Raw genomic sequence first — 24,828 nt, forward strand, 5'->3', positions numbered from 1 at the left:
ATTGCTAATAAATATTGATGATATTTTATTTTTTATATTAATTTTATTACAAATTCTCTAATTCAAAATACCATAAAATCGTGATTTTTTATATATTATAATTTTTATCTTATGAGATTATAAAAAAAATAATATTTGACTTATAATGTAATTTAGAATAATATTTTGCTATTAATTTTTTATTTTAAGAAAAAAATAAAGATTAATACCAAAATTCTTATTTAAAGGAGTTTTATATGAATGAAGAAAAATTCAATAGGCGAGATTTCATAAAATCAGCTACTTTTGGTGTTGGTGCAGTAGCAGCTAGCACAAGCCCTGTATCAATTATGGCAAGTGAGCTTAAAAAAAGTGGTAAAAATACCTCACTACCAAGCGTAGATGTTTTAGTTATCGGCTCTGGTGGTGCTGGTCTTAGAGCTGCTGTTGCGGTTAGAAAAAATCATCCAAATTTAAATGTTGTAGTAGTTAATAAAGGTATGCCATCACGAAATGCAACCTGTATGGCTGAAGGTGGGATTAATGGTGTGATTGATTTTGAAAATGGTGACTCAAACAAATTACACGCATATGATACTGTTAAAGGTAGTGATTTTTTAGGTGATCAAGATGTAATTATTAAATTTGCACAAAAGGCTACCGAAGCAATTCACGAACTTGATTATGCAGGAATGCCTTTTAATAGACAACAAGATAAAACGGTTGCAAGGCGTTTTGCTGGTGGTGCAAAATATGAACGCTGTAATTATGCAGCCGATAAAACAGGTTCTATTATGATGCATACCTGTCTTGATGAAGCTATTACAAATGGTGTTAATTTCTTGCTTGACCATTACTTACTTGATATTGCGATTGATAATAATGAGTGCGAAGGTGCAGTTCTTTTAAATATGCAAACAGGAGATGTAGTGCCTGTATTAGCAAAATCAGTGGTTCTAGCAACAGGTGGTTATACTCGTGTGTTCTATAACCGCACTTCAACCCCATTTAATGCTAGTGGAGATGGAATTGCTGCAGCACTTAGAGCTGGACTTGCGTTTAAAGACCCTGAAATGCTTCAATTTCACCCAACAGGAGTTAGAAATGGTGGTGCATTAATTACTGAAGCGGCAAGAGGTCTTGGTGGAAAATTAATTAATAATAAAGGCGAACGCTTTATGAGTAAATACTCAAATCGTCTTGAGCTTGCTCCAAGAGATATTGTTTCTCGTTCAATTGAAAGTGAAATTCGTTTAGGCAATGGATTTGGAGAGGGAATGGGCTCTTATGTTCTTTTAGATGTTACACATTTAGGTGAAGAGCAAATTATGAATGAATTACCACAAATTCGTCATATTGGACTTTTATTTGAAGGTATAGATTTAGTAAAAGAACCAATTAAAATTCGTCCAACAGCTCATTATTCAATGGGTGGTATAGAAATTGCAAAATTTGATGATATGAGTACTCATTTAGCAGGACTTTTTGCTGCAGGTGAGACAAGTTGTGCTTCAATTCACGGAGCAAATCGTTTAGGTGGAAATAGCTTAGCTGATGCGGCAGTTACAGGCAAACTTGCAGGTGAGGGTGCAGGTGAGTATGCAAATAAAAGACAAAATTATGGCTCTGGCAAACACGCTGAAGAATTAGCTCAAAAATGGAGAATTAAGCTAAAAGATATAACAAGTGGCAATTCAAAACCTAACGAGCTTTATGATTTAAGAGAAGAATTTGGACAATATAACTGGGATAATATGGGAATTTATAGAACAGGAGAAAAGCTTGAAAAACATATAAAAATCCTAGATGAGATTTGGGCTAAATATAATAATCTTAAAATTTCAAATCCAAATATGTTCTATAACACCGCTTTAATTGAGTATTTAGAATTTGGAAATCTCATTCTTTTAGCAAGGTGTGCTTGTCTTGGTGCATTAAATAGAAAAGAAAGCCGTGGGGCTCATACTAGAGAAGATTATCCAACAAGAGATGATGAGAATTTCTTAAAACATAGCCTTGTTACTTTAAAAGATGACAAATTAAGCCTTAGTTATAAAGATGTAGTTATTACAGAATTTAAACCTGAAGAAAGGAAATACTAATGAAAATTTTAATTGACCGCTTTAATGGAGTTGATAAATTTGTTCAAGCATATGATTTAAGTATAGATGAAGTAAAGGGAAAAACGCTTTTAGCCTTATTACAACATATAAAACGCACTCAAGATATTTCACTAAATTTTACTTCGGCTTGTCGTATGGCGATTTGTGGTGCTTGTGGTGTGCGTGTGAATGGGCATTCATACCTTGCTTGTGATACTAAAATGGATGATTTATTAAAAGAATATGACAATCCTGAAAGTTTAAAAATCTCTCCTTTGGCAAATTTTAAAGTTCTTTCGGATTTAGTTGTAGATTGGGAGCCAAGCATTGAGAATTTAAGAAAAATAAAACCAACTATAACACCAAAAGAAGCATTTTCTGATAAAAAAGGTTGCGTGCAAACTCAAGCTGAAGTTGATGCTATTAAAAAACAATGGGATTGTATTTTATGTGGTTGTTGTGCTAGTGAATGTAATAAACTTGAAGCTGATTCAAGTGATTATATGGAACCATTTGTATTTACTCACGCATTTCGTGCTGCTTATGATTCACGCTCAAAAGATGCTTTAAAACACTTAAAACCATCTATTGCAAATGGTCTTTGGATGTGCGTTCATTGTCAAGAGTGTGCCGACCGCTGTCCTAAAGGAATTAGTGCTGCTGATGATATAGCAATGCTAAGAGTAATGGCTATGAAAAAAGGTTTAAAAGATGGCACAGGACCAGCTCACGCAGAAGCATTCTTAAAAGACTTAGAAGATACAGGTAGATTAAATGAGATTTATTTAGCACTTCGCTCTGAAGGTGTTTTAGCAAATACTACAAAAATAGATATTGCATACAATCTAATGAAAGCAGGTAAGATGAATCCATTACATATTTTTGGTGATGAAGAAATTGAAGGTCATGAAGATTTAGTAAAAATGATTGAAGCAGCTAGAGCTGCTAATAAGGAGTAAGTTATGCAACAAAAAGATTTCGCTTTTTTCCCTGGCTGTGTTTTAAATCAAGCAGCTAAAGAATCAAAAATGTCATTAGAAGCAATAGCTCCAATACTAGGTATAACTTTACACGAGATTAAGGGTTGGAGTTGCTGTGGTGCATCTCAAGCACAAGATGTAGACCCAATAGCAGCACTTGTAGCAAATGCTAGAAATATAGCATTAGCTGAGAATATGAATATGCCAATGCTAACAACCTGTAGTACTTGTATGCTAACTTTAACTCGTGCAAAAACTGCTTTAGATAAAGGTGCAAAAGACCGCATAAATGAATATTTAGCAAAAGGTAATATGAAATATCAAGGAAATAATGAAATAACAAGCCTTTTATGGATTTTGTATGAGAATTTAGATACCTTAAAATCAAAAGTTGTTAAGCCACTTTCTAATCTAAAAGTAGCTTTATTTTATGGTTGTCATAGTATTCGCCCTGAAAAATCATATAACGCAAAAGAAAGTTCAACTAATCCAAAAAGCTTTGAAGCTGTAGTTAGTGCGCTTGGTGCGACAATAGTTCCGTTTGAAAAACGCTTAGATTGCTGTGGTTTTCACGCTAGTTATCCAGCAGTAAAATCGGTGCAAAAAATGTCATCTCAAATTGTTGGTAGTGCTGATAAAAATGGTGCTGATTGCGTTGTTACACCTTGTCCGCTTTGTCAAATGCAGCTTGATATTTACCAAGAACGCTATCAAGATGCAATGGGTTCTGAAATTAGAAAGCCAATAATTCATCTTTCTCAATTAGTAGGATTAGCACTTGGTCTTAGCAACGAACAATTAGGACTTGATTTAAATATAATTGATGCTACAAAATTAGCATAATTTTAGGGGCTAAGCCCCTAATTCTTTTGCCATTTTTATAAACTCAAGCTCTAAATGTGAGAGTTTTTTATCTTTTTTATAAGCTATAACTAATGTTTTAATTAAATTATTATCCTTTATATTAAATAATTTTATTTTATCTTTTTTATCATCTTTTATTAATTCGCTAATAGTAAAAGTAGCACCAACACCACTTGCTACTATTGAATTTGCAATATCAAAAGTCTCTGTTTCGCATAAAATTTTAGGAATAAATTCATTGTTTTTAAACATTAAATCAATATCTAATCTACTTCTTTGAGAAGATTTTGGTAGAATAAATTTCTCATTTTTTAGTTCTTTGATTGATATTTCTGGCAATTCTTTATTTTTATATTTTAAAGATAATTCGTGTAAAGATGGCAGTGCTAGAAAAACATTGCTGCTTTTTATTATTTCATATTTTAAATATTTTATATCAAGTGGTAACACTAGCATTCCAAGGTCAATTTCATCATCATAAATCATTTGTTTGATTTTAAGCGTTGAAAAGATTTGAGAAATTTTAATACTAGCGTCGCTAAAACGCTTGCAAAATTGTGGCAAGAGATTTGGAATCATATTATAGCCATTTTGTAAGAATGCTATACGAATTTTGCCAGTTTTGGCATTGTTTAGTGCTGAAATTTCAGTATCAAGTTCTGCAATCATATCTTTTATTAGATTTGCTTTTTTTAAATATATTTCTCCTGCTTCGGTTAAAGATATTGGATTTGTGCTTCTATTAAAAAGCGTAGTTTTTAGCTCATTTTCTAATGCAAAAATACTTTGAGATAATGATGGTTGCGGTATTTTAAGCTCATTTGCAGCCTTTGTAAAGCTTTGCAATTTTGCTACTTTTAAAAATAGTTGCATATGTCTAAAATTCATCTTTTATCCTAATTTAAATTCTTTATTTTTCATATAAATATTTTATATGTTATTTGGTAATAAAATAAAAAATAGCTTTATAAAATTTTTTACTTTTAAAATTTAAATAGATAATATTTATTATAAGATTTTAAAACAAGGTAAAAATGATTATTCTAGCGTGGGTAATACCTGAATATAAGTAAAATAGCAAAAATAATATGTTAAATAATATTGACATTACAACAAATTCTGCTTTAGATTAATATATCTTGTAAGAATATTTTAAAGCAAATTGAAGCTGTATTTTATGGTTTTCATATTATATAAATTTATATAATTTTTAAAGATGAATTATTTAGTAAAGCAATGATTTTAAATTCTTATTTTGTAAAAATCAAAATAAGAATTTAAACAAGCATTATAAACCTAATTGAATTTCTTTAGAATATAAATATCCTAAATGACTAGTGTTATTTAAGGTTATTATTTTTGCTAAATCATTAGATATTTCAAGGATATTAATACAGGTATTATCTTGAGTAATGTTCCAAAATGAGCTAAGTGGTGCATTTAATAAATGAGAAATGATTACCTTATTTACTGCATCGTGAGCGAAAACTGCAATTGTTTTTCCATCGTATTTTGTAATATAATCGTTTATTGCAAGTTTTACTCTATTTAAAATATCTTCTAAGCTTTCTCCATTAGGCATTTTTACTAAATGTGGGGTTTGCTTCCATTTTTTTAATAAATCTTGTTCTATTTCACTTGATAATCTACCTTCCCAAGTTCCGTGATTTATCTCTAATAATCTTTCATCTTTTAAAACTTCTTTATTGTGAAATTTAGCACTTTCACAAGCTGTTTCATAAGCTCTTTTTAAAGGACTTGCTATAAAAAAATCAATTTGTATATTTTTTAAAGCAAGGGCTAATTTCTTAGCTTGCTCCTTGCCTAAATCACTTAAATCAGTATCAATTTGACCTTGATATCTACCTTCTTTATTCCAATTAGTTTGCCCGTGTCTAAGTAATATTAGATTAATCATCGCAAATCTCACTGCAATCAATTATCTTAACTCCATGAACTCCAGCTAATTCACAAAGTTTTTTATAATCTGTTTTTAATGGTTTTTTATTAATACTAATTGCCATTATGTTTTCACCACTTGTATTTGTTTTGCTAACTTGCATACTTAAAATATTTATTCCTGCTTCGCCTAAAATAGTTCCAATTTGTCCTATCATACCAGGCACATTATCGTGTGGCACTAACAATAATACTCCACTTGGTTCAAATTTAATATCATATTCATCAATACCACTAACATAAGCACTCTTATCGCTCATTAAAGCTCCTCTTATTTCGTGCTCACCTAATTCGCTTACTATTTTTACTTTTATTTGATTATTTACTTCATCACTTTTTTGCTCAATTAAGCTTATTCCTCTATTTTGAGCTAGAATTGGTGCATTAACCATATTTACTTTTTCTTGCAATATAGAATTTAATAATCCACATAACATTACTTGGCTTAAAGCTCTAGTATCAAGCTCTTTAAAGGCATTTGAATATTCAATGAAAACTTGTTTAATTGCTGAATTGCTAACTTCACACGCAATAAATCCTAATGCTTTTACTAGATTAAAATAAGGCTTAATTTTATTTAGCATTTCAGGGCTAACTGGCACAGCATTTAAAGCACTAGCAACCATTTGACCATTTAACGCTTCTTTAATAGCAATTGCCACATCAACTGCAACTCCTTCTTGAGCTTCTATTGTAGATGCACCTAAATGTGGTGTTAAAACCACATTTTTTAAAGTTGTAATCTCGTGGTTTCCTAATGGCTCATTAGCAAAAACATCAAGAGCAGCTCCTGCAATATCTCCATTTTTTAAAGCATTTGTTAAATCATCAAGATTAATACATTCACCCCTTGCTGCATTTATAATTCTTACACCTTTTTTCATTTTAGCTATGCTATTTTTATTTATCATTTCTTTTGTTTCATCTGTTAATGGAAGGTGTAATGTAATAAAATCAGCTTCAGCATAAACTTCATTTAATTCACATTTTTTAACTTGTAAATGAATAGCTCTTTCGTTGCTAAGATATGGATCATACGCAATTACTTTCATACCAAATGCTTGTGCTCTACTAGCAACGCCAGCACCAATTCTACCTAAACCTAAAACCCCTAAAGTTTTATCTTTTAATTCAAGTCCTAAAAAGCTTTTTCTATCCCAAATACCATTTACTACGCTAGCATGTGCGTTAGGTATCATTCTAGCAAGGCTTAACATTAGTGCAAAAGTATGTTCTGTAGCTGCGTTTGTATTACCATTTGGTGCATTTACTACTATTATTCCTTTTTTTGTAGCTGCTTTTATATCTATATTATCAACACCAACTCCAGCTCTACCAATTACTTTTAATCTATGAGCGTGTTCTAATACTTTTTCTGTAATTTTTGTAGCACTTCTTAAAATAACTGCATCATAATCACCAATTATTTTTAGCAATTCTTCTTCGCTAATTTTAGGATATTCACTTACTTTGCAATCTTTTTCTAAAATTTTAGTAGCTAAATCGCTAACTCCATCTAAAACTAAAATCTTGTTCATCTACTCTCCTTTAAATAAAAGCTTTATTCTAGCAATTATTTTAAAGGATTGATTAATTAATTTGTTTTAAGTCAGTATTTTTAATATCTTAATTCAAATTCTTTAGAATTTCTTGAGTATAAATAGCATCATCAACACTTGCTAAAAGCCCTAAATCATTTGTCTTGATATAATTAATAAACTCATCTTGCTCTTTTGCTAGGCTTGAATGAGCTTGAAGTGTTATTGTAGTTTCATCTTTAATTAATTTTGAGTTTAAAAAGTCTAATTCATAGCTTGATACATTTGTATTTATAAAGGCTTTTCTAATCCTACTATTAAATTCCCAAGAAGCTAAAATATCAAGATTATTAGAATTTAGCTTAATTTGCGTGCAAGGATTATTTGTGCGATTTATTTTAAAACTAGCCTTTATCCCAAAGAAATTTGCTAAATCCAAATCATGCACACAAAGGTCTAAATCAACCCCAACATCACTAATTCTAGCTGGTTTTTTAGACGCTCTTATAAAACTTGCATATTTTATTTCTTCGTTTTTGATATGTTTTAAAAACTCAAGACTTACAGGGTTAAATCTCTCGCAAAAGCCAACTGCTACATTTACTCCGCTATTTTTAATAGCTAAAGCTTCATCAAGACTAAATGATAATGGTTTTTCTATTAGAATAAAATTGATTTTATCTTTAATCTTAGAAAATACTTCATAATGATATTTAGTCGGAACAACTATTATCGCTCCATCAATATCATTTTTTAATAATTCATCTAAATTAGAAAAATACTTATTATCATCAATCCAATCAGGCTTAATTAAATCAAAGCAATATAAATTTATATCCTTTTTACAAAGTTCGGTGTAGTGGTTTTTACCCATTACACCAAGACCTATTAATGCTATATTCATTAAAAGCCTTCTTTATCTAAAGTATTATTTAATTCATTTAAAAGTGCGATTTTTTCCCATTGAGTATTCATATCAATTTCATTTCCTTCTTCTGTAGAGCTAAAACCACATTGGGTGCTAAACTCAATTTGTTTTGTATCTAAGAAATTAGCTGCTTCTTTTGCTCTTTTAATTAGAGTTTGAATACTTGGATTTTCCTTAGTTTTAGTAGTTAAAAGTCCAATTACTACTATTTGATTTTTAATATATTTTAATGGTTCAAAATCTCCTGACCTATCATCATCAAATTCTAAAAAGAATTTATTTATATTAAGATTTGCAAATAATTCGCTAGCAACCTTGCTATATCCACCACTAGCACTAAAATGGCTTCTATAATTACCCCTACATATATGTATTGCACTTGTGATTGTTTTTGGCATAGTTGATAGGCTTTTGTTTAAATACTCTACATATTCCTTAGTGCAATCATCGGCGTTATAGTTGTTTTTGATTAGATTTGCTCTAAAATCTTCATCACAAAACGAGCCAAAGCTAACATCATCAAGTTGTAAATAAACTCCGCCTAATTTTTCAAATTCTAAATAAAAATCAGCATAGGCTTTTAAAATATCTTCTTTTAATTTTGCATAATCTTTTCCGTAGTATTCAAATTCTACATTAAATCCACCACGGATAAATAACATATATAAAAGCATTGATGGGCTAGGAATTGTTAATTTTAAGCGATTTGTATCAATGCCTAATTCTTTTGCAATCTTTACTAAACTTGCAAAATCTTTTAAGAAAGGATGGTCTTTACATTCTATTTTATTAGTTATTTTAATACCTTCAGCTCTTGTTTCTATACCTTTAAAAATATAGCCTTTTTCTTTAATAATTTTGCTAATTCCACTAAATCCCCAATAAAAATCTAAATGCCACCAAGAGCGTCTAAATTCTCCATCACTTAGATAATAAACATTGTTTTTATCACACTCAATTAGTAATTCTTTTATGCACTCATCTTCAATAGCTCTTAATTCGTCTTTACTGATTTTTGCGTTTGCATAATCACTTCTTGCAGCTTTTAATTTAGCTGGTCTTAAGAATGAACCTACTTGATCTAATCTTCTCATTTATTCTCCTTTATTAAAAATTTCAATGATTTTTTCTTGGTCTAGTGTATCTAAAAATGCAGAAAATGGCAAAGATAAAATCTCATTTGTTACATTTTCGCATACTTTAAAATCACTTGCTTTATAATCTAAATATTTAAAGCAAGGTTGCGAATATAGCGCTATTGGATAATGAATTGCGGTTGGGATATTGTTTTCACTTAGTTTTTTTACTACTAAATCTCTATTTTTAACCCTTACGCTATATTGAGCCCAAACACTCTTATATCCTGATTTTACCTTAGGTGTAATGCAGTTTTTAAGGTTTTTTGTATAAATGTTAGCAATTTCGTTTCTTTTAGCAATTTCTTCATCAAAATATTTTAATTTTACATTTAAAACTGCAGCTTGTATGCTATCAAGTCTTGCATTTAAGCCTATTATTTCGTGTTTATATCTCATTTCGCTTCCGTGATTTATAAGTAATTTTACTTTTTTTGCTAATTCATCGCTATTTGTAAAGATAGCCCCACCATCTCCATAACACCCAAGTGGTTTTGAAGGGAAAAAACTTGTCGTGCTAATATCGGCAATATTACAAGAGATATTGCCTAAATCATCTTTTGCACCAAAGCTTTGAGCTGCATCTTCAATCAAGTATAAATTATGTTTTTTACATATATTTTTTATGGAATTTAAATCAGGCATTTGACCAAAAATTGAAACTGCCAAAATAGCCTTAGTCTTAGGTGTAATTAGGCTTTCAATTTTGCTTATATCAAGGTTATAATCTACTTCGCTTATATCAACAAAAACAGGTTTAGCTTTAATTAAAGCTATCATTTCAGAACTTGCAATGAAAGTAAAAGGAGTTGTAATTATCTCATCACCTTCTTTAATTCCTAAAGCTTTTAATGCTACATATAAAGCCGTAGTTCCGTTTGAGCAAGAATATGCGTATTTTGCTTTTGTATAATTTGCCAGATTACTTTCAAGCAAAGCAACTTCATTTCCACCTATAAAACTTGTATTATTTAATATATTTTGAATTCTTTCATCTATTTCGTTTTTGTATTTTAAATATTGAGATTTTAAATCACAGAATGCTAACATTGATTATCCTTAAAAAATAAAAGGCTAATTGTATTTGCTTTCATTTAATACATAATTATTTAAGGCTTTATTGTAATCTTTATAATAAGCTTTTTTAAAATATAAATTTATAAAAATTATTTAAAATGATATTGAATGTGATAAAATAGGATATTTAAAAGCTTTTATTTATAAACAAGTAGCAAATACTCAAAAACTATAGCTAGTAATAAATCTATTTATTAATAAAATATTTGAATTATTAAATAATCTTATTTTATAGTATTTTATTATTATTGGAATTTAGGTGCTAGAGTTTTAAAAGTTAGTCTATATAAAAGGATAAAAATGAATGAATTAGAAAAGGTGCAAATTAGTTTGCCAATAATTTTAGATTTTGTATTCTATAGCGTATTAATGCTAGGAATTGGGTTTTATTTTTGGAAGAAAAATAAAACTTCAGAAGATTATTTTATAGGCGATAAAGGTATGGGTCCTATAGTATCAGCACTTAGTGCTGGAGCGTCTGATATGAGCGGTTGGCTTCTTATGGGATTACCAGGGGCTGTTTTATTATATGGCTTAGGTAAAACTTATATAGCAATAGGGCTTAGTATTGGTGCTTTAATTAATTGGATGTTTGTTGCTAAAAGGCTTAGAATTTATACTGATGTTAGAAAAGATTGTATAACTATTCCTGATTATTTTGAGACTAGATTTAGCGATGATAGTCATACCTTAAGAATAATTTGTGCTATTGTGATTTTAATATTTTTTACTATTTATATATCTAGTGGTTTAGTAGCTGGTGGAAAGCTTTTTGAAGAATTATTTTCAGTTAAATACGAACAAGCAGTAATTACAGGAACTATATTAATAGTTGTTTATACTTTCGTTGGCGGATATAAGGCAGTTTGTTGGACTGATTTGATACAAGGCTTATTGATGATGGGAGCTTTAATTATTGTTCCATTGGTTATGATTAATGAAATAGGCGGATTTAGCGAAGCTATTAATATAATAATTAAGCTTGGAGAAGAAAGTCAAAAAGATTATATTTCTATGAGTAAAAATCTAACTTTAGTAGGGATAATTAGTTCTTTAGCTTGGGGACTTGGGTATTTTGGTCAGCCACACATAATAGTAAGGTTTATATCTATAAAAAGCACAAAAGACATTCCAATTGCTACTTTTGTAGGTATTTCTTGGATGGTAATTAGCTTAATTGGAGCTATTTTAATAGGATTTATTGGTATTGCTTATTTATATAAGTTTAATATAGACTTATTAGATAAGGATAGAATTTTTATAGTAACTAGCCAATTATTATTTAATCCTTGGATTTCTGGAATTTTATTAAGTGCGATTTTAGCAGCGATTATGAGTACGGCAAGTTCGCAATTATTAGTATCTAGCTCAACTTTAGCAGAAGATTTTTATAGAAAAATTTTTAATAAAGGTGCTCCTGCTAAGATAGTAATGAGAGTTTCAAGACTTAGTGTTTTGGTTGTTGCTATTGTTGCTTTTATAATTTCTGCTGATAAAAATACTAGCATTATTGATATTGTTGGATATGCTTGGGCTGGTTTTGGTGCTTCTTTTGGTAGTGTGATAATTTTTTCTTTATTTTGGAAAAATATGAGTAGATTAGGTGCGATTTTAGGTATGAGTTTTGGTGCTTTAGGAGTGATTTTATGGGAGCATATTGATTATTTTAATATTGCAAAAGAAGGTATATTTGAACTTTATTCAATAATACCAGGATTTTTACTAGCTTCAGTATTTATAATAATAGGCTCAATAATACAGCCAGTAAGACAAGGAACAAAAAAAGCTTATGATGATATGCTAACTAAATTAAAGCTCTAAAAATTAGAGCTTTATTATCTTTAGTTTAAAACCTTTTTGATATGATTTAAAAAATTTTCAAGGATATAAAAATGGATATAAGAAAAGAATTTTTAGAGTTTTTTGCTAGTAAAGGTCATGAAATTACCCCATCAAGCCCACTTGTGCCTGATGATGCGACTTTGCTTTTTGCAAATGCAGGAATGGTTCCTTTTAAGAGTATTTTTACAGGTGAAGTGCCACGCCCAAATCCACCTAGAAAAACAAGCTGTCAAACTTGTATTCGTGCAGGTGGAAAGCACAATGACTTAGATAATGTTGGTTATACTGCAAGGCATCATACATTTTTTGAAATGTTAGGAAATTTCTCTTTTGGTGATTATTTTAAAGAACAAGCAATTGCTTATGCTTGGGAATTTGTAACTGAGGTTATAAAATTACCGAAAGATAGGCTTTATGTAACCGTTCATGAAAACGATGATGAAGCTTATAATATGTGGCAAAAACACATTGCAAAAGAACGCATTTATAAATTTGGAGATAAAGATAATTTCTGGCAAATGGGTGATACTGGCCCATGTGGTCCTTGTAGTGAGATTTTTTACGACCAAGGTGAAGAAAATTTTAAAAGTGATGAAGATTATATGGGTGGAGATGGAGATAGATTCCTTGAGATTTGGAATTTAGTTTTTATGCAGTTTGAAAAACACCCTGATGGAACTATGACAAAACTACCAAAACCTAGCATTGATACAGGTATGGGACTTGAGCGTGTAAGTGCTATTAAAGAAGGAAAATTTAGCAATTTTGATAGCTCATTATTTATGCCAATAATTGAAAAAATCGCAAGTTTAGCAAACCTAAAATATGAATATAAAAGTGGAGCTAGTTTTAGAGTAATTGCTGATCATATTCGTTCAGCTACATTTTTACTAGCTCAAGGCGTAACATTTGATAAAGAAGGTAGAGGATATGTCTTACGCCGTATCGTAAGAAGAGCTTTAAGACACGGATATTTACTAGGATTTAAAAGTGCATTTATGTATAAATTAGTAGATATTGTTTGTGAATTAATGGGAGAGCATTATACATATTTAAATGAGAAAAAATCTTTTGTAAAAGAGCAATTATTAAGTGAAGAAGAGAGATTTTTAAATACTATTGAAAAAGGTATGCAAATCTTTAATGATGAATTAAACAATACTAAAGATATTTTTAGTGGAGAAGTTGCGTTTAAATTATATGATACTTATGGCTTTCCACTTGATTTAACTCTTGATATGTTAAGAGAAAAAAATCTTAAAATTGATGAAGACAAATTCAATGAACTAATGGCTAAGCAAAGAGAATTAGCTAAAGCAAATTGGAAAGGTAGTGGGGATAAAGCAACTCACGGAGATTTTAAAGAATTATTAGATAAATTCGGTCTAAATGAGTTCGTTGGATATGAAAACACTGAAATTAAAGCAAAATTATTAGCTGCTTTAGATGAAGAATTTAAAATTGGAATTAAAAGCAAAAAAGCTTGGCTAATGTTTGATAAAACTCCACTTTATGCAACAAGTGGTGGGCAAAATTACGATTTAGGTAGTATTTATAAAAATGATAAATTAGTTGCAAATGTGCTTGAAGTTGAGAAATTTTTTGATATTAATTTAGCTTTAGTTGAAATTCTAGGTGATTTTAATGTAAATGATGAATTATTAATCAAAATTGATACCGAAAGAAGAGCAGAAATCGCAAGACATCATAGTGCTACTCACTTGCTTCATTATGCATTAAGAAAGGTTTTAGGAGAAAATGCAACTCAAGCAGGTTCATTTGTTGATTACAATAGAATTAGATTTGATTTTAATTTTACCCGTGCATTAAACGAAGATGAGCTAAAGCAAATTAGTGATATTGTAAATGATATGATTTATAAAGCTACAAATTCAAATATTCAAATAACTGATATTGAAAGTGCAAAAAAATGCGGTGCAATGGCGCTTTTTGATACAAAATATGGCGATAAAGTAAGGGTATTAACTTTAGGAGATAGTATTGAGCTTTGTGGTGGAACTCATGTTAGTAATACTTCAGTAATTGGCGATTTTATAATATTAAAAGAAAGCGGAGTAAGTGCTGGTGTTAGAAGAATTGAAGCAATAGCAAGTAAGGCTGCTAAAGAATACTCAAGGAATTTGATTGCGGAATTTGAAAATATCAAAAAAAGTCTAAAAACAAATGATATTTTAAAGAGTTTTGAGAATTTAAAAAATGAAATAAAAGAACTAAAAGACGCTTTAAAAAATGGTGCTAATAATTTAAATAGTGAGATTATTAACGGAATTAATGTTTGCGTTAGTGAATATAACGGGCTTGATATTAAATCTGGTATAGATGAGTTTAAAAATAAATTTGATAAAGCTGTTATTGTTTTAATCACTTGCAAAGACGATAAAGTAAGCATTGCGGTTGGCTCAAAAAATACTAGCGTTAAGGCTGGAAATTTAGCTAAGATTGTAGCTCAATTTTTAGGCGGAAATGGCGGCGGTAGAGATGATTTTGCTACTGCAGGTGCAAAAGATATTAGTAAAATCAACGAAGCTTTAGCTTTAGCAAAAGATGAAATCAAGAAGGTAATATGCTAGGGCTTGATAGCTTAGTTTTACCTTATATACATTTATTAGCCGGTATTTGCTTTATTGGTCTTCATTTAGGCATTAGAGCAAATGCTGGTTTTTATTTATGTGAAGATGAAGAGAATTTACAAAAAGCACTAAGGATATTAAAAAAGCAGCTTTATGCGTTTTTTGTTTTAATGGCTGTTATGGCTTTTAGTGCTATATATGTAATGATTAATAATAGTTCTGACCCATTGTTTAATACTTTAGCATCTACACAATGGTCGCTTTATGCTTTTGCTACTTTAAATTTATTATATATTTATTATCAATTTATTTTATGTGAGAAAGAAAAAGAAAATAAATTATTAGTTTGTAATGAAAAAATAGCTTTAATTGTTTATTATTTTATCCCGTTAAATATTTTGATTTCTTGTATTGGTGTGCTATTTGCTTTACTCATTAGCACTATGATTTAAGGAGATTTTTTGAAATACATTATTTATTTTATAGCTGTTTGTGGAATTTTAGGCTGTGTTGTTTTAGGATATTTTTTAAATGTTGTTGAAAATAAAGATATTGATTATAAGGAATTTGATTTAGACCTTACAACTCAATTTTATGATAGAAATGGCACTTTACTTGCAAATGTTTTTAACGAAAATAGAGCTTATGCTAGATTTGAAGAAATTCCACCAAGACTAATTGAAGCATTAATTGCCATTGAAGATACGAGTTTTTTTGAACACGAAGGAATTAATATTGATGCTATTTTTAGAGCAATTATTAAAGATATTCAAAAAGGTCGCTTAGCAGAAGGTGCTTCAACTCTTACTCAACAACTTGTGAAAAATCATTATTTAACAAGTGAAAAAAGCATTAAAAGAAAAATAAATGAAGCAATAATTAGTTATGAAATTGAAAAAAATCTAACAAAAGAACAAATATTAGAAAGATATTTAAACTTTATATTTTTAGGGCATGGATATTATGGGATTAAAACAGCTGCTGCTGGGTATTTTCATAAGGAATTAAACGAACTTAGCCTTAAAGAAATGGCTATGCTAGTTGGCTTACCAAAAGCTCCTAGCACATATGATCCTACAAAAAGAATTGATTTATCGCTTTCAAGAGCTAATGCGGTTTTAAAAAGAATGTATGATTTAGGCTGGATTAGTGAAGCTGAATATAAACAAAATGTAGCTTTAAAACCAATTGTTTATGATGAGAGTTTAACCCAAAATAAAGCTCCTTATGTAATAGATGAAGCTATTAGACAATTACAAGCTATGGGAATTGAAGACATTAAAACAGGTGGTTATAGAGTTGAACTTAGTGTTGATTTGAATACTCAAAAAATAGCTGAAGAAGCTATTAAGTTTGGATATGATGAACTTATCAAAAGAGATAAAGATATAGATTTAAACCAAATCAATGGAGCTATGATAGTTACAGAGCCTAGTAGTGGGGATATTTTAGCTTTAGTTGGTGGGGTTGATTATTATAAAAGTAATTTTAATCGTGCTACTATGAGTAATCGTCAAGTGGGTTCAAGCTTTAAGCCATTTGTATATCTTACAGCTTTAAATCTTGGCTATTCACCTGCTAGCGAGATTGCTGATATTGCAAGAGTATTTGAAACTCGTGATGCACAGGGTAAGAAAATGATTTGGAAGCCTAAAAATTATGGAAAAGATTTTAATGGTTTAATCACTCTTAAAGAAGCACTTACAAAAAGTAGAAACCTAGCTACAATTAACTTATTACTTGATACTAGCCTTAGTTTTGTTCATCAAACAATTACTAAATTTGGTTTTACAAATGTTCCACAAGATTTATCAATAGGATTAGGTTCTTTTGGGGTTAGTCCTTATAATTACGCTGAACTTTATAGCATTATTTCAAATTATGGAACAAAACAACCTATTAGATTGATTACAAAAGTTACTGATAAATTTGGTAATGAAATTGAGTTAAAAACCAAAGAAGCAGAAGAATTTGTAAAACCTGAACAAGCTTATTTAATGATTGATATGATGAAAAATGTTGTTGCAGCCGGAACTGGTGGTGCAGCAAGAATTGCAGGACTTGAAGTAGCTGGAAAAACAGGGACATCAAATAAAAGTATAGATGCTTGGTTTGTAGGTTTTACGCCTAGTATTCAAGTAATAACCTGGTATGGTAATGATAATAATAAGCCTATGAAATATTATGAAGGTGGTGCTAGAACGGCTGCTCCTGTATTTAGATATTTTATGCAAAAATATTTAGCAGAAAATCCAAATATTAAAAGAACTTTTGATATACCAAAAGGCGTTGGAAAAAGAGTAATTGATGGTAAAACTTGGTTTTATACAGATAAATCACCTTTACCAAAAGCAAGCAGAAATGATATATTAAAACAACAAGAAGAAGATGGATTGATGTTTTAAGGAGATTAAATGAATATTTATAATAAACATATAAGAAGTTGCTTAAAAAGAAAGCATGAATTTTTATCATTATTTGAACCAAAGCCAAAGGATATAAATCCTTGGGCTTTTATAAGGGTTTATAATGAAATAGAAACTATTAATATTACCTTAAATACAATAGTTGGGGGGGGGTATTACAAGAGGAGTTCTAGGCTATCACTTAGATGAATTTGGTAAAGATGATGGAACTAGTGAAGTAATTAAACAATTTTGCAAAAATAATCCGAATTTTATTCCTTTAGAGTATCCTTACAAAGTAATTCCTGCAGGGAAAGAAAACTATAAACAAAAAATATCAAAAGAATTTAGACTTGATACTTATTATAATTTTGTGCTTAATAAAATTCCATTAAATGATTGGTTGATTAAAATTGATTGTGACCATATTTATAATGAAATTGCATTAAAAAAGGTATTAATGCAACCAAAAAGCATTATTGATAGTATTTATTTGCCTGCTCTTAATATGCATTATAGTGATGGTAAATTATATTTTTTAAAGAATTTTTATAAAGTAGGAGATGATCATTGGGTATTAAACAAAGATAAGTATACCCATTTTTATATGGATTATAATCAAGGTTATGAGTCTTTGTATTCTTTAAATAAATGGAAAAAAGCAGAAAATATAATAAGTCTTCATTTTCCGTTAATGAAAAAATCTCGTATTCATTTAGCAACTAAAGATAATTTAATTCCTTATGATGAATTTGATTTTTCACAATTAAAAATGACAGAGATTGATAAAGAATTTATTTTAAACAAAGAAAAAATTTTAAGTTATTTTAATTCCTAAGTATTTTAAATTCTAATTCAATTTAAAATCTAGGATTTAATTATATATTACTATCAAATATATAGCTATATTTTATAAAGTTGAAATATTAAATTATTCACTTATTTTAAACTTTTATAATTTTTAAGAAAATATATCAAAATAGTAGCAAAACTAGGGATTAAAAATGCAAAATTTAAAAAAGTTAAAAAACTAATATAATCAATTCCGTATCCATATTTTATAAATTTTATATCAGGCGGGAATATAAATGCTATAAAAATTAAAAAACAAATGGCTAAAAGCCTAAAAATTAAAGATTTTTTATTTAATTTTATATTAAGATTTGTAGAATTTATATTAAAAATCATAATAATAACATATAAAATAAGTATTAATATTATATAAAATACCCCAAAAAATACAAGTAAAACAAATAAAGGTATCAAAAATAAACCAGCATAAAATAACCAAGATTTACAAGAATTTGCCTTATAGATAAGACTTAAAAATAATATGCTAAAAAATGGTAGTATCAATATATCTATAAAATATGTTTGAAAAGTAAAAATACTTTTAATTACTCCTATTTTAAACATTAAAAAACCAAAAAACATATAAGAGCTTAATATTAAAAGTAAAATGCCCCAAAATTTAAAAAAATCTGTTGTGCTTAAACTTGCATTATAATTTAATAAAAATATATTTAAAAGAGTTTTTAAAAATATATTTTTAAGCATTTTTATCCTTTAGATTTGATATTTGTTATTAAATTGATATATAAAATATATGTTAATATGATATTAATTTACAAAATATCTTTAATAATTGAGCTAATTTCTATAAAGCCATCAACTTCTCTTAAAAACAAATACTCATTTGAAGGTTGTTTTAGTGCTAAATAATTTTTACCTAAAATTTCATTGCAATATAAATAACTAGCAAAACTCCCACTCCCACAAGCGCTCTCATAAAATAAAGTCTTAATATCTCTTACCCAGACAATAGGCTCAAGGCAATCACCTTGTAAATACATAAAACCACTTGCTTTTTTGTCTAAAAAATCATTATTTTTTAAATATGAATATGCAAATTCTTTTAAATTAATTTTAGATAAATCTAATTTTTTCGTATAAATAATATGAAAAATATCTCCTAAATCTACATAATATATATCATCATCAAGCTTATTTAATTTATATTCATTTTTAAATCTTAAATAATAAAAATTATCATCTTTATATAGTTTTTTAATATTATTATCTTTTATAAAATCACTGCTACTAATACCGCATAAATAATCTTTATCATTTAGTTTAATTTTTGTAGTTTTTAAATTATTAGTATCTAAAAAATACTTTCCCGCACATCTTAAAGCATTAAAACAAATCTCTCCACCTGCCATTTTTAATTCATAATCTTGCACAAAGCCAACTTGTTCAACATCTTTATGCTTAGATAAAATCTCATTATTTATACTTTTAAAATCTAAGTTATTAATGCCAATAACCAAAGCTGTAGTATTTCCCGCTGGATAATATAAATTATATTTATACATTTTTTACTCCTTTAATTTTCTTTATCTTAAACAAGCTTAGTTAAAATGGCGTAAGAGTATGGTGGATAATCGCTTTTAATTAAGAGGAAAGTCCGGGCTGCAATAAGATGAGGTTCCATCTAACAGATGGCTAGAGCAATCTAAGGGAAAGTGTAACAGAAAATAAACTTCCTAATTTTAGGTAAAGGTGAAACGGCGGGGTAAGAGCCCACCAGTGATTATGCGAGTAAAAGCAATTCAGCTTATAAACCCAACCTGCAGCAAGAAGGGGTGGTTTTTATCTTATATTTTAAACCCTTCGCTAGAGTGCTATTGTGAAATAGTAAGTAGATAAATGATTATCCAAGACAAAACCCGGCTTATAGCCATACTCTTTTAAGGATTAGGATGCAAATTAGAGTTTATTATGAAGATACTGATTGTATGGGGATTGTCTATCATACAAATTATTTAAAATATTGTGAAAGAGCTAGGAGCGAATGGTTTTTCGCTAATGAAGGAAAAGATTTATTAAAAGAAAATCCTTTTGCATTAAGAGAAATTAAGGCTATTTATAAAGCACCTGCTAAATTAGGAGATATTTTAGAAGTTAAAAATATTCTTGTAGGATTTGATAAATATTGTTTAGAATTAAAGCAAATAATTTATAAAGATGATAAAGCTATTTTTGAAGCTTTTATAAAATTAGTTCATATAAAAGATGGCAAACTATCTCCAATTAGTGAAGAAATAAAAAAATATTTGAGTAAATAATTTATATAAATTCTTTAAAATTTTCGTGATTAGCTAATATTAGTCTTTTATCATTTAAAGCTAGAAGTTTTTTACTAAAGCCGTTTTTACTAAAAAGTATAAAATAATCAGGCTCAAAACCCAAATATCTAGCCTTTTGAATGAGTTTTGAATACGAGCTAATACACATTTTTTTGCCATTAAATTTCACTTCACCCAATAAAGATATTTCGTAATTATCATAAAAAATATCACATTCATAATCTTTGCCCCAAATACTCTTAATGCCTTTTATATTAAATCTCTTCTCGCACCACTCACAAGCAATTTGCTCGTAAATAAACGACTGATATTCATAAAATTTATCATTAATTAATCTTAAGGCTAATTCTTTATCTTTTAAAATTATTTTCTCCATTGCCTTTAAAAAATAAAAATAAAATCTAGTGTAATTAGAATTAAAAATAACTTTATTTTGTGGATAAAATCTCTTAAAACTCAATAAATCATTATTTAATTCAAGTCTTAAAAAACCACGATTAATCAATGAGTGAAAGCTCTTTCTAGCTTTAAATCTTGAGCCGTATTTGTTGATAGAAAACTCCAAGCGAGATTTTCTAGCGTAGTGAATTAGTGCCTTGCATTCGCTTTCATTTATTTCAAATTCGTAAGGATTATATGTATTTACTAGCTCGTGTATATAATAATTAATATCATTTAAACTAGGTTTAAAACTCTTATCTCCAAACACAGAATAAAAGTCCAATGCTTCGTCTAAATAAAAATGCGGATATCTTTTAATAAAGTCTAAAAATTCTATAACTACCCCTTAATTTTTTTGTGCTAATTTTACTTTAATTATTTTTACAAAGGGCAAAAATGCAAATTAGTGAGCTAAAAAGCGACATAATTTTAGATGAAAATACAAAATATTTTGATTACACAGCAAGTGCTTTAGCACTAAAATCAATTGAATTCAAAATGCAAAATATTTTAAAAACATACGCCAACACTCATTCAGATAGTGCAAAAAATTCAAAAATAACAAGTAAATACTATAAAGACGCAAAAAGCTATATCAAAAAAAGCTTAGGATTAAATTCTAATTATAGCTTGATTGCTTGTGGGAGTGGCTCAACTGCGGCTATTAAAAAATTTCAAGAATTATTAGGAATATATGTTCCACCGCTAATTAAACAGCGTTATTTTAATGATATTGCTAAAAATACTTTGCCTTTAGTAATTGTTAGTGCGATTGAACACCATTCAAATGAGCTTAGTTTTAAAGAAGGTTTATGTGAATGTATTAGGCTAAATCATAGGGATTTTAACAGCGATTTATACGAGCTTGAAAGAATTTGCAAAAAGAACGCTAATAGAAAAATAATAATGAGTTTTAATGCCGTTAGCAATATCACAGGAGTTAGGGCAAACCTTGCAAAAATCAGCGAAATTGCGAAAAAATATAAAGCGATGTTAGCAATTGATGCAAGTTCGGCTATACCTTATGAAAATATTGAAATTCCGTTTGATGCTTTGTTTTTTTCAGGACATAAAATGTTAGGCGGAGTTGGCACGAGTGGATTTTTAGCTATTAAAAATGAGCTTATTGGCAAAATTCCTACATTTGCAGCTGGTGGGACGGTTGGTTATGTTAGTAGGAGCAATTATGAGTTTTTAGACGATGCTGAAAGCCTTGAAGAGGGTGGAACCCCTGCGATTTTACAAGTTATTAAAAGTGAATTAGCTTTTAGACTTAGAGATGAAATAGGGCTTGGGGTGATTAAAGAAAAGGAAAATATCTTAAAAGAATATTTTTTAAACGCCATTAAAAAAGTGCAATTTAAATACAAAATCACACTATACGCTGCAAATATTAAGGATAGATTGCCTATATTTTCACTAAATTCTACAGGCGTTAGCCCTTATGATTTAGCTAGGGTCTTAAGCGATGATTATGGGATAGAAACTCGTGCTGGGTGTGCTTGTGCTGGTCCTTATGCGCATGATTTATTAAATTATGTGGATAATCAAAATTTCAATGCTAAGCCTGGATTTTTAAGAATAAGTTTGCATTATACTCACGAATTAAGCGATATTGATTATTTGATTAACTCACTTTGCAAAAGCATAGAAAAGCTAAATAAGAATTTAAAATAAGGAAAATAATATGAGTAGAATGATTATGAATTTAAAAGGACTTGGTGCTTTAAGTATTCCAAGAGTGTTTTTTAATATGCAATTAATTTCAAAATTAAATGCTTTAAAAAAGTTAAAAAATGATGAGATTTTACATATAAAAAATAGATTGAATTATTACAATAAAATTAATGATTTTTTTGAGCTAAAAAAGATAGAAAATGTAGAGCATTCTAAATTAGGCGAAAACTTATTAAAAAATACTTCATATTCTTTTGATTTTTACAAGGTTAGCAAATATTTTCATAAAGATTTAAAGATAAATAAATTCTTTTATGATTGTTCTAGCGAGTTTTTAAATACCATAACAAAATCAAGACCAATTGATAGTAAAAATGTGATTTTAAAGCTTGATAGCAGAAGACATTTTTGCTTTTTAGATGATAAAAATGATTTTAAAGATAAAGTGGATTTGGCTGTTTTTAGGGGTGCTTGTGTTCAACAAAATAGAATAGATTTTATGAATAAATTTCAAGATTGTGATAGACTAAATCTAGGTAATGTAAATAAGAAAAATAGGTCAGGTTATTTAAGCAAGGAAGAGCAGCTTAAATATAAATTTATAATCTCTCTTGAAGGCTGGGATGTTGCTACAAATCTTAAATGGATAATGAGTTCAAATTCTATCGCAATTACTCCAAGATTAAAATATGAAACTTGGTTTATGGAAGGAAAATTAATTCCTAATGAGCATTTTTTATTAATTCAAGATGATTTTAGCGATATTTTAGATGTAATGGATAATGCTTTAACTAATGATAAATTAGTAAAAAATATTATTAAAAATCAAAATGAATATATACAACAATTTTTAAATCCTAATATAGAAGAATTGCTTGGTATTTTGGTTTTAGCGAAGTATTTTTATTATTCAAATCAAGTGAAATTAGATAATTTTGTAATTGAATTATTTGATTGAATTTAAAATATATAAATTTTATTTTAAACTTTATTAATATTTAATATGAATTAAAGTAAAAATATTTTAATATTTATTAAATATTTTAAAGGAGAGTTTATGAAAAAAATTGTATTTTTAGGTGCTGGGTATGCAAATTTAAGTCTAATTAAAAAGATTAAAAAGAAAAATCTAAGAAAAGCAGAATTTATACTAATAAACAATAATTCTTATCATTATAAAACGACAGAATTACACAAAATAGCAGCAAGAGAAAGCGAAAAAGACATAGTAATAAATCTAAAAAGCATACTGCCTAAAGATATAACTTTAATTTGTGATAATGTAAAAAGTATTGAAAATGGCAAAGTTATTTGCGAGAATGCAAATTATGATTATGATGAGCTTTATGTTGGGCTTGGTGCGAGTGTAAATACCTTTGGCATTGATGGACTTGATGAATGCTTAAATATTATAAATTATAAAAACGCTTTAAAAACTGCTGAAACACTTTATAAAAATCTTGAGCTTTATGAGAATAAAAATGTAATTATTTGTGGTGCGGGGCTTAGTGGAGTAGAACTTTGTGGCTCAATCGCTACAACTTGCAAAAATCTAGGAATTAGCATTAATTTATATTTGGTTGAAGCAATGGATGAGATTTTGCCTGTTTATACTAAAGATTTAGCTAAAAAAGCTAGAAATTATTTAGAAAATCTAGGCGTAAAAGTTCTAAGCTCTCATAAAATAATCAAAAAAGTTGATGATAAATTATTCTTAAACGATGAAAATAATTATATAAAAGCAAAAACTATAATTTTTACAGCTGGAGTTAAGGGTAGTGAAGTAATTGCAAATAGTGGCTTTAATCACAAAAATAATAGAGTTTTAGTAAATGAGTATTTAATGGCACCTAATTTTGATAATTGCTATGTTTTAGGAGATTTAGCGATTGTTTCAAATTTCGCACCTACTGCACAAATTGCTTGTAAGCAAGGAAAATACCTAGCAAAAAGACTAAATGCAAGACTTGAAGGAATTGAGTTTAATGAACCTTTTAAATACAATGATAAAGGTAGCATTTGTTCGGTTGGAAAAGACTATGCAATAGGCGTTATTTTAGGTAAAACTTATAGTGGTTTTATGGCAAAAAGTCTTAAAAAATTAACCGAAATAGAATGGAGTGAAACTCTAAAGTAAAACATTAAAACAATTTTAAGAAT

General features: G+C 28.5%; 22 protein-coding genes and 1 other RNA gene. 14 read left to right on the forward strand and 9 right to left on the reverse strand.

What is annotated here, in order from left to right; all coding sequences use genetic code 11:
- The first annotated feature begins 236 nt into the window (after positions 1 to 236).
- The 3 genes from sdhA to sdhE are packed head-to-tail and all read left to right on the forward strand — an operon-like array spanning position 237 to position 3,904.
- Positions 237 to 2,081 (forward strand): 8-methylmenaquinol:fumarate reductase flavoprotein subunit, encoded by a 1,845-nt coding sequence (gene sdhA, locus AVBRAN12654_RS02075; RefSeq protein ID WP_336613836.1) that lies wholly within the window; start codon positions 237 to 239, stop codon positions 2,079 to 2,081.
- A complete protein-coding gene (gene sdhB / locus AVBRAN12654_RS02080) occupies positions 2,081 to 3,040 on the forward strand; it encodes an 8-methylmenaquinol:fumarate reductase iron-sulfur subunit (protein ID WP_214117140.1) in 960 nt (319 codons plus the stop codon). Before sdhA ends, sdhB begins: the two co-directional genes overlap by 1 nt.
- A gap of 3 nt (positions 3,041 to 3,043) precedes the next feature.
- Positions 3,044 to 3,904, forward strand: coding sequence for an 8-methylmenaquinol:fumarate reductase membrane anchor subunit (sdhE, locus tag AVBRAN12654_RS02085; RefSeq protein WP_336613837.1), 861 nt, complete (start codon positions 3,044 to 3,046; stop codon positions 3,902 to 3,904).
- A 9-nt stretch (positions 3,905 to 3,913) separates the two neighbouring features.
- On the opposite strand, the gene AVBRAN12654_RS02090 is transcribed toward sdhE, so the two are convergent.
- The 6 genes from AVBRAN12654_RS02090 to AVBRAN12654_RS02115 all read right to left on the reverse strand — a co-directional run bounded on the left by AVBRAN12654_RS02090 (position 3,914) and on the right by AVBRAN12654_RS02115 (position 10,536).
- A complete protein-coding gene (locus AVBRAN12654_RS02090) occupies positions 3,914 to 4,813 on the reverse strand; it encodes a LysR family transcriptional regulator (protein ID WP_214117135.1) in 900 nt (299 codons plus the stop codon).
- A gap of 400 nt (positions 4,814 to 5,213) precedes the next feature.
- Complete coding sequence (locus tag AVBRAN12654_RS02095; RefSeq protein WP_336613873.1) at positions 5,214 to 5,855, reverse strand: histidine phosphatase family protein; 642 nt, start codon at positions 5,853 to 5,855, stop codon at positions 5,214 to 5,216.
- Positions 5,836 to 7,422: a phosphoglycerate dehydrogenase gene (gene serA / locus AVBRAN12654_RS02100; RefSeq protein ID WP_336613838.1), complete on the reverse strand. Its 1,587-nt coding sequence runs from the start codon at positions 7,420 to 7,422 to the stop codon at positions 5,836 to 5,838. The genes AVBRAN12654_RS02095 and serA overlap by 20 nt, the downstream gene beginning before the upstream one ends.
- Before the next feature lie 88 nt (positions 7,423 to 7,510).
- Complete coding sequence (locus tag AVBRAN12654_RS02105; RefSeq protein ID WP_214150536.1) at positions 7,511 to 8,326, reverse strand: Gfo/Idh/MocA family protein; 816 nt, start codon at positions 8,324 to 8,326, stop codon at positions 7,511 to 7,513.
- The gene (locus AVBRAN12654_RS02110; protein ID WP_336613839.1) at positions 8,326 to 9,444 is read right to left on the reverse strand and encodes a 5-methyltetrahydropteroyltriglutamate--homocysteine S-methyltransferase; all 1,119 of its coding nucleotides are present in this window, start codon (positions 9,442 to 9,444) and stop codon (positions 8,326 to 8,328) included. Before AVBRAN12654_RS02110 ends, AVBRAN12654_RS02105 begins: the two co-directional genes overlap by 1 nt.
- Positions 9,445 to 10,536: a DegT/DnrJ/EryC1/StrS family aminotransferase gene (locus tag AVBRAN12654_RS02115; RefSeq protein WP_336613840.1), complete on the reverse strand. Its 1,092-nt coding sequence runs from the start codon at positions 10,534 to 10,536 to the stop codon at positions 9,445 to 9,447.
- A 327-nt stretch (positions 10,537 to 10,863) separates the two neighbouring features.
- Between AVBRAN12654_RS02115 and putP the strand changes: the two genes are divergently transcribed.
- The 6 genes from putP to AVBRAN12654_RS02145 all read left to right on the forward strand — a co-directional run bounded on the left by putP (position 10,864) and on the right by AVBRAN12654_RS02145 (position 18,239).
- A complete protein-coding gene (gene putP, locus AVBRAN12654_RS02120) occupies positions 10,864 to 12,384 on the forward strand; it encodes a sodium/proline symporter PutP (protein ID WP_214119815.1) in 1,521 nt (506 codons plus the stop codon).
- 71 nt (positions 12,385 to 12,455) lie between these two features.
- Complete coding sequence (gene alaS, locus AVBRAN12654_RS02125; RefSeq protein ID WP_336613841.1) at positions 12,456 to 14,996, forward strand: alanine--tRNA ligase; 2,541 nt, start codon at positions 12,456 to 12,458, stop codon at positions 14,994 to 14,996.
- On the forward strand, positions 14,990 to 15,448 hold the full coding sequence (locus AVBRAN12654_RS02130) for a hypothetical protein (protein WP_214117112.1): 459 nt from the start codon (positions 14,990 to 14,992) through the stop codon (positions 15,446 to 15,448). The genes alaS and AVBRAN12654_RS02130 overlap by 7 nt, the downstream gene beginning before the upstream one ends.
- A 9-nt stretch (positions 15,449 to 15,457) precedes the next feature.
- Positions 15,458 to 17,401, forward strand: coding sequence for a transglycosylase domain-containing protein (locus tag AVBRAN12654_RS02135; RefSeq protein ID WP_442862311.1), 1,944 nt, complete (start codon positions 15,458 to 15,460; stop codon positions 17,399 to 17,401).
- A gap of 9 nt (positions 17,402 to 17,410) precedes the next feature.
- Positions 17,411 to 17,611, forward strand: a complete 201-nt coding sequence (locus AVBRAN12654_RS02140) for a hypothetical protein (protein WP_336613842.1) — start codon at positions 17,411 to 17,413, stop codon at positions 17,609 to 17,611.
- The gene (locus tag AVBRAN12654_RS02145; RefSeq protein ID WP_336613843.1) at positions 17,565 to 18,239 is read left to right on the forward strand and encodes a hypothetical protein; all 675 of its coding nucleotides are present in this window, start codon (positions 17,565 to 17,567) and stop codon (positions 18,237 to 18,239) included. The genes AVBRAN12654_RS02140 and AVBRAN12654_RS02145 overlap by 47 nt, the downstream gene beginning before the upstream one ends.
- A 101-nt stretch (positions 18,240 to 18,340) precedes the next feature.
- On the opposite strand, the gene AVBRAN12654_RS02150 is transcribed toward AVBRAN12654_RS02145, so the two are convergent.
- Positions 18,341 to 18,958 carry a hypothetical protein gene (locus AVBRAN12654_RS02150; RefSeq protein ID WP_336613844.1) on the reverse strand — a complete coding sequence of 206 codons (618 nt, stop codon included), beginning with the start codon at positions 18,956 to 18,958 and terminating at the stop codon, positions 18,341 to 18,343.
- Positions 18,959 to 19,026: 68 nt separating this feature from the next.
- Positions 19,027 to 19,776: a hypothetical protein gene (locus tag AVBRAN12654_RS02155; RefSeq protein ID WP_336613845.1), complete on the reverse strand. Its 750-nt coding sequence runs from the start codon at positions 19,774 to 19,776 to the stop codon at positions 19,027 to 19,029.
- Positions 19,777 to 19,829: 53 nt separating this feature from the next.
- Between AVBRAN12654_RS02155 and rnpB the strand changes: the two genes are divergently transcribed.
- An RNA gene (gene rnpB / locus AVBRAN12654_RS02160) (RNase P RNA component class A) lies at positions 19,830 to 20,154 on the forward strand.
- A gap of 9 nt (positions 20,155 to 20,163) precedes the next feature.
- The gene (locus tag AVBRAN12654_RS02165) at positions 20,164 to 20,529 is read left to right on the forward strand and encodes a YbgC/FadM family acyl-CoA thioesterase (protein WP_336613846.1); all 366 of its coding nucleotides are present in this window, start codon (positions 20,164 to 20,166) and stop codon (positions 20,527 to 20,529) included.
- A 1-nt stretch (position 20,530) separates the two neighbouring features.
- Here the strand turns inward: AVBRAN12654_RS02165 and AVBRAN12654_RS02170 are convergent, their stop codons facing one another.
- Positions 20,531 to 21,274 (reverse strand): ATP-binding protein, encoded by a 744-nt coding sequence (locus tag AVBRAN12654_RS02170; RefSeq protein WP_336613847.1) that lies wholly within the window; start codon positions 21,272 to 21,274, stop codon positions 20,531 to 20,533.
- 113 nt (positions 21,275 to 21,387) lie between these two features.
- Here AVBRAN12654_RS02170 and AVBRAN12654_RS02175 point away from each other — a divergent pair, with 113 nt between their 5' ends.
- The 3 genes from AVBRAN12654_RS02175 to AVBRAN12654_RS02185 all read left to right on the forward strand — a co-directional run bounded on the left by AVBRAN12654_RS02175 (position 21,388) and on the right by AVBRAN12654_RS02185 (position 24,805).
- On the forward strand, positions 21,388 to 22,668 hold the full coding sequence (locus AVBRAN12654_RS02175) for an aminotransferase class V-fold PLP-dependent enzyme (protein ID WP_336613848.1): 1,281 nt from the start codon (positions 21,388 to 21,390) through the stop codon (positions 22,666 to 22,668).
- A 10-nt stretch (positions 22,669 to 22,678) separates the two neighbouring features.
- Positions 22,679 to 23,626 carry a glycosyl transferase family 90 gene (locus AVBRAN12654_RS02180; RefSeq protein WP_336613849.1) on the forward strand — a complete coding sequence of 316 codons (948 nt, stop codon included), beginning with the start codon at positions 22,679 to 22,681 and terminating at the stop codon, positions 23,624 to 23,626.
- A gap of 99 nt (positions 23,627 to 23,725) precedes the next feature.
- Positions 23,726 to 24,805: an NAD(P)/FAD-dependent oxidoreductase gene (locus AVBRAN12654_RS02185; protein WP_214150434.1), complete on the forward strand. Its 1,080-nt coding sequence runs from the start codon at positions 23,726 to 23,728 to the stop codon at positions 24,803 to 24,805.
- The last annotated feature ends 23 nt before the right edge of the window (positions 24,806 to 24,828 follow it).

Origin of the sequence: Campylobacter sp. RM12654 (assembly GCF_020137585.1) — a bacterium.
In the GTDB taxonomy this organism is placed as follows: Bacteria; Campylobacterota; Campylobacteria; order Campylobacterales; family Campylobacteraceae; genus Campylobacter_E.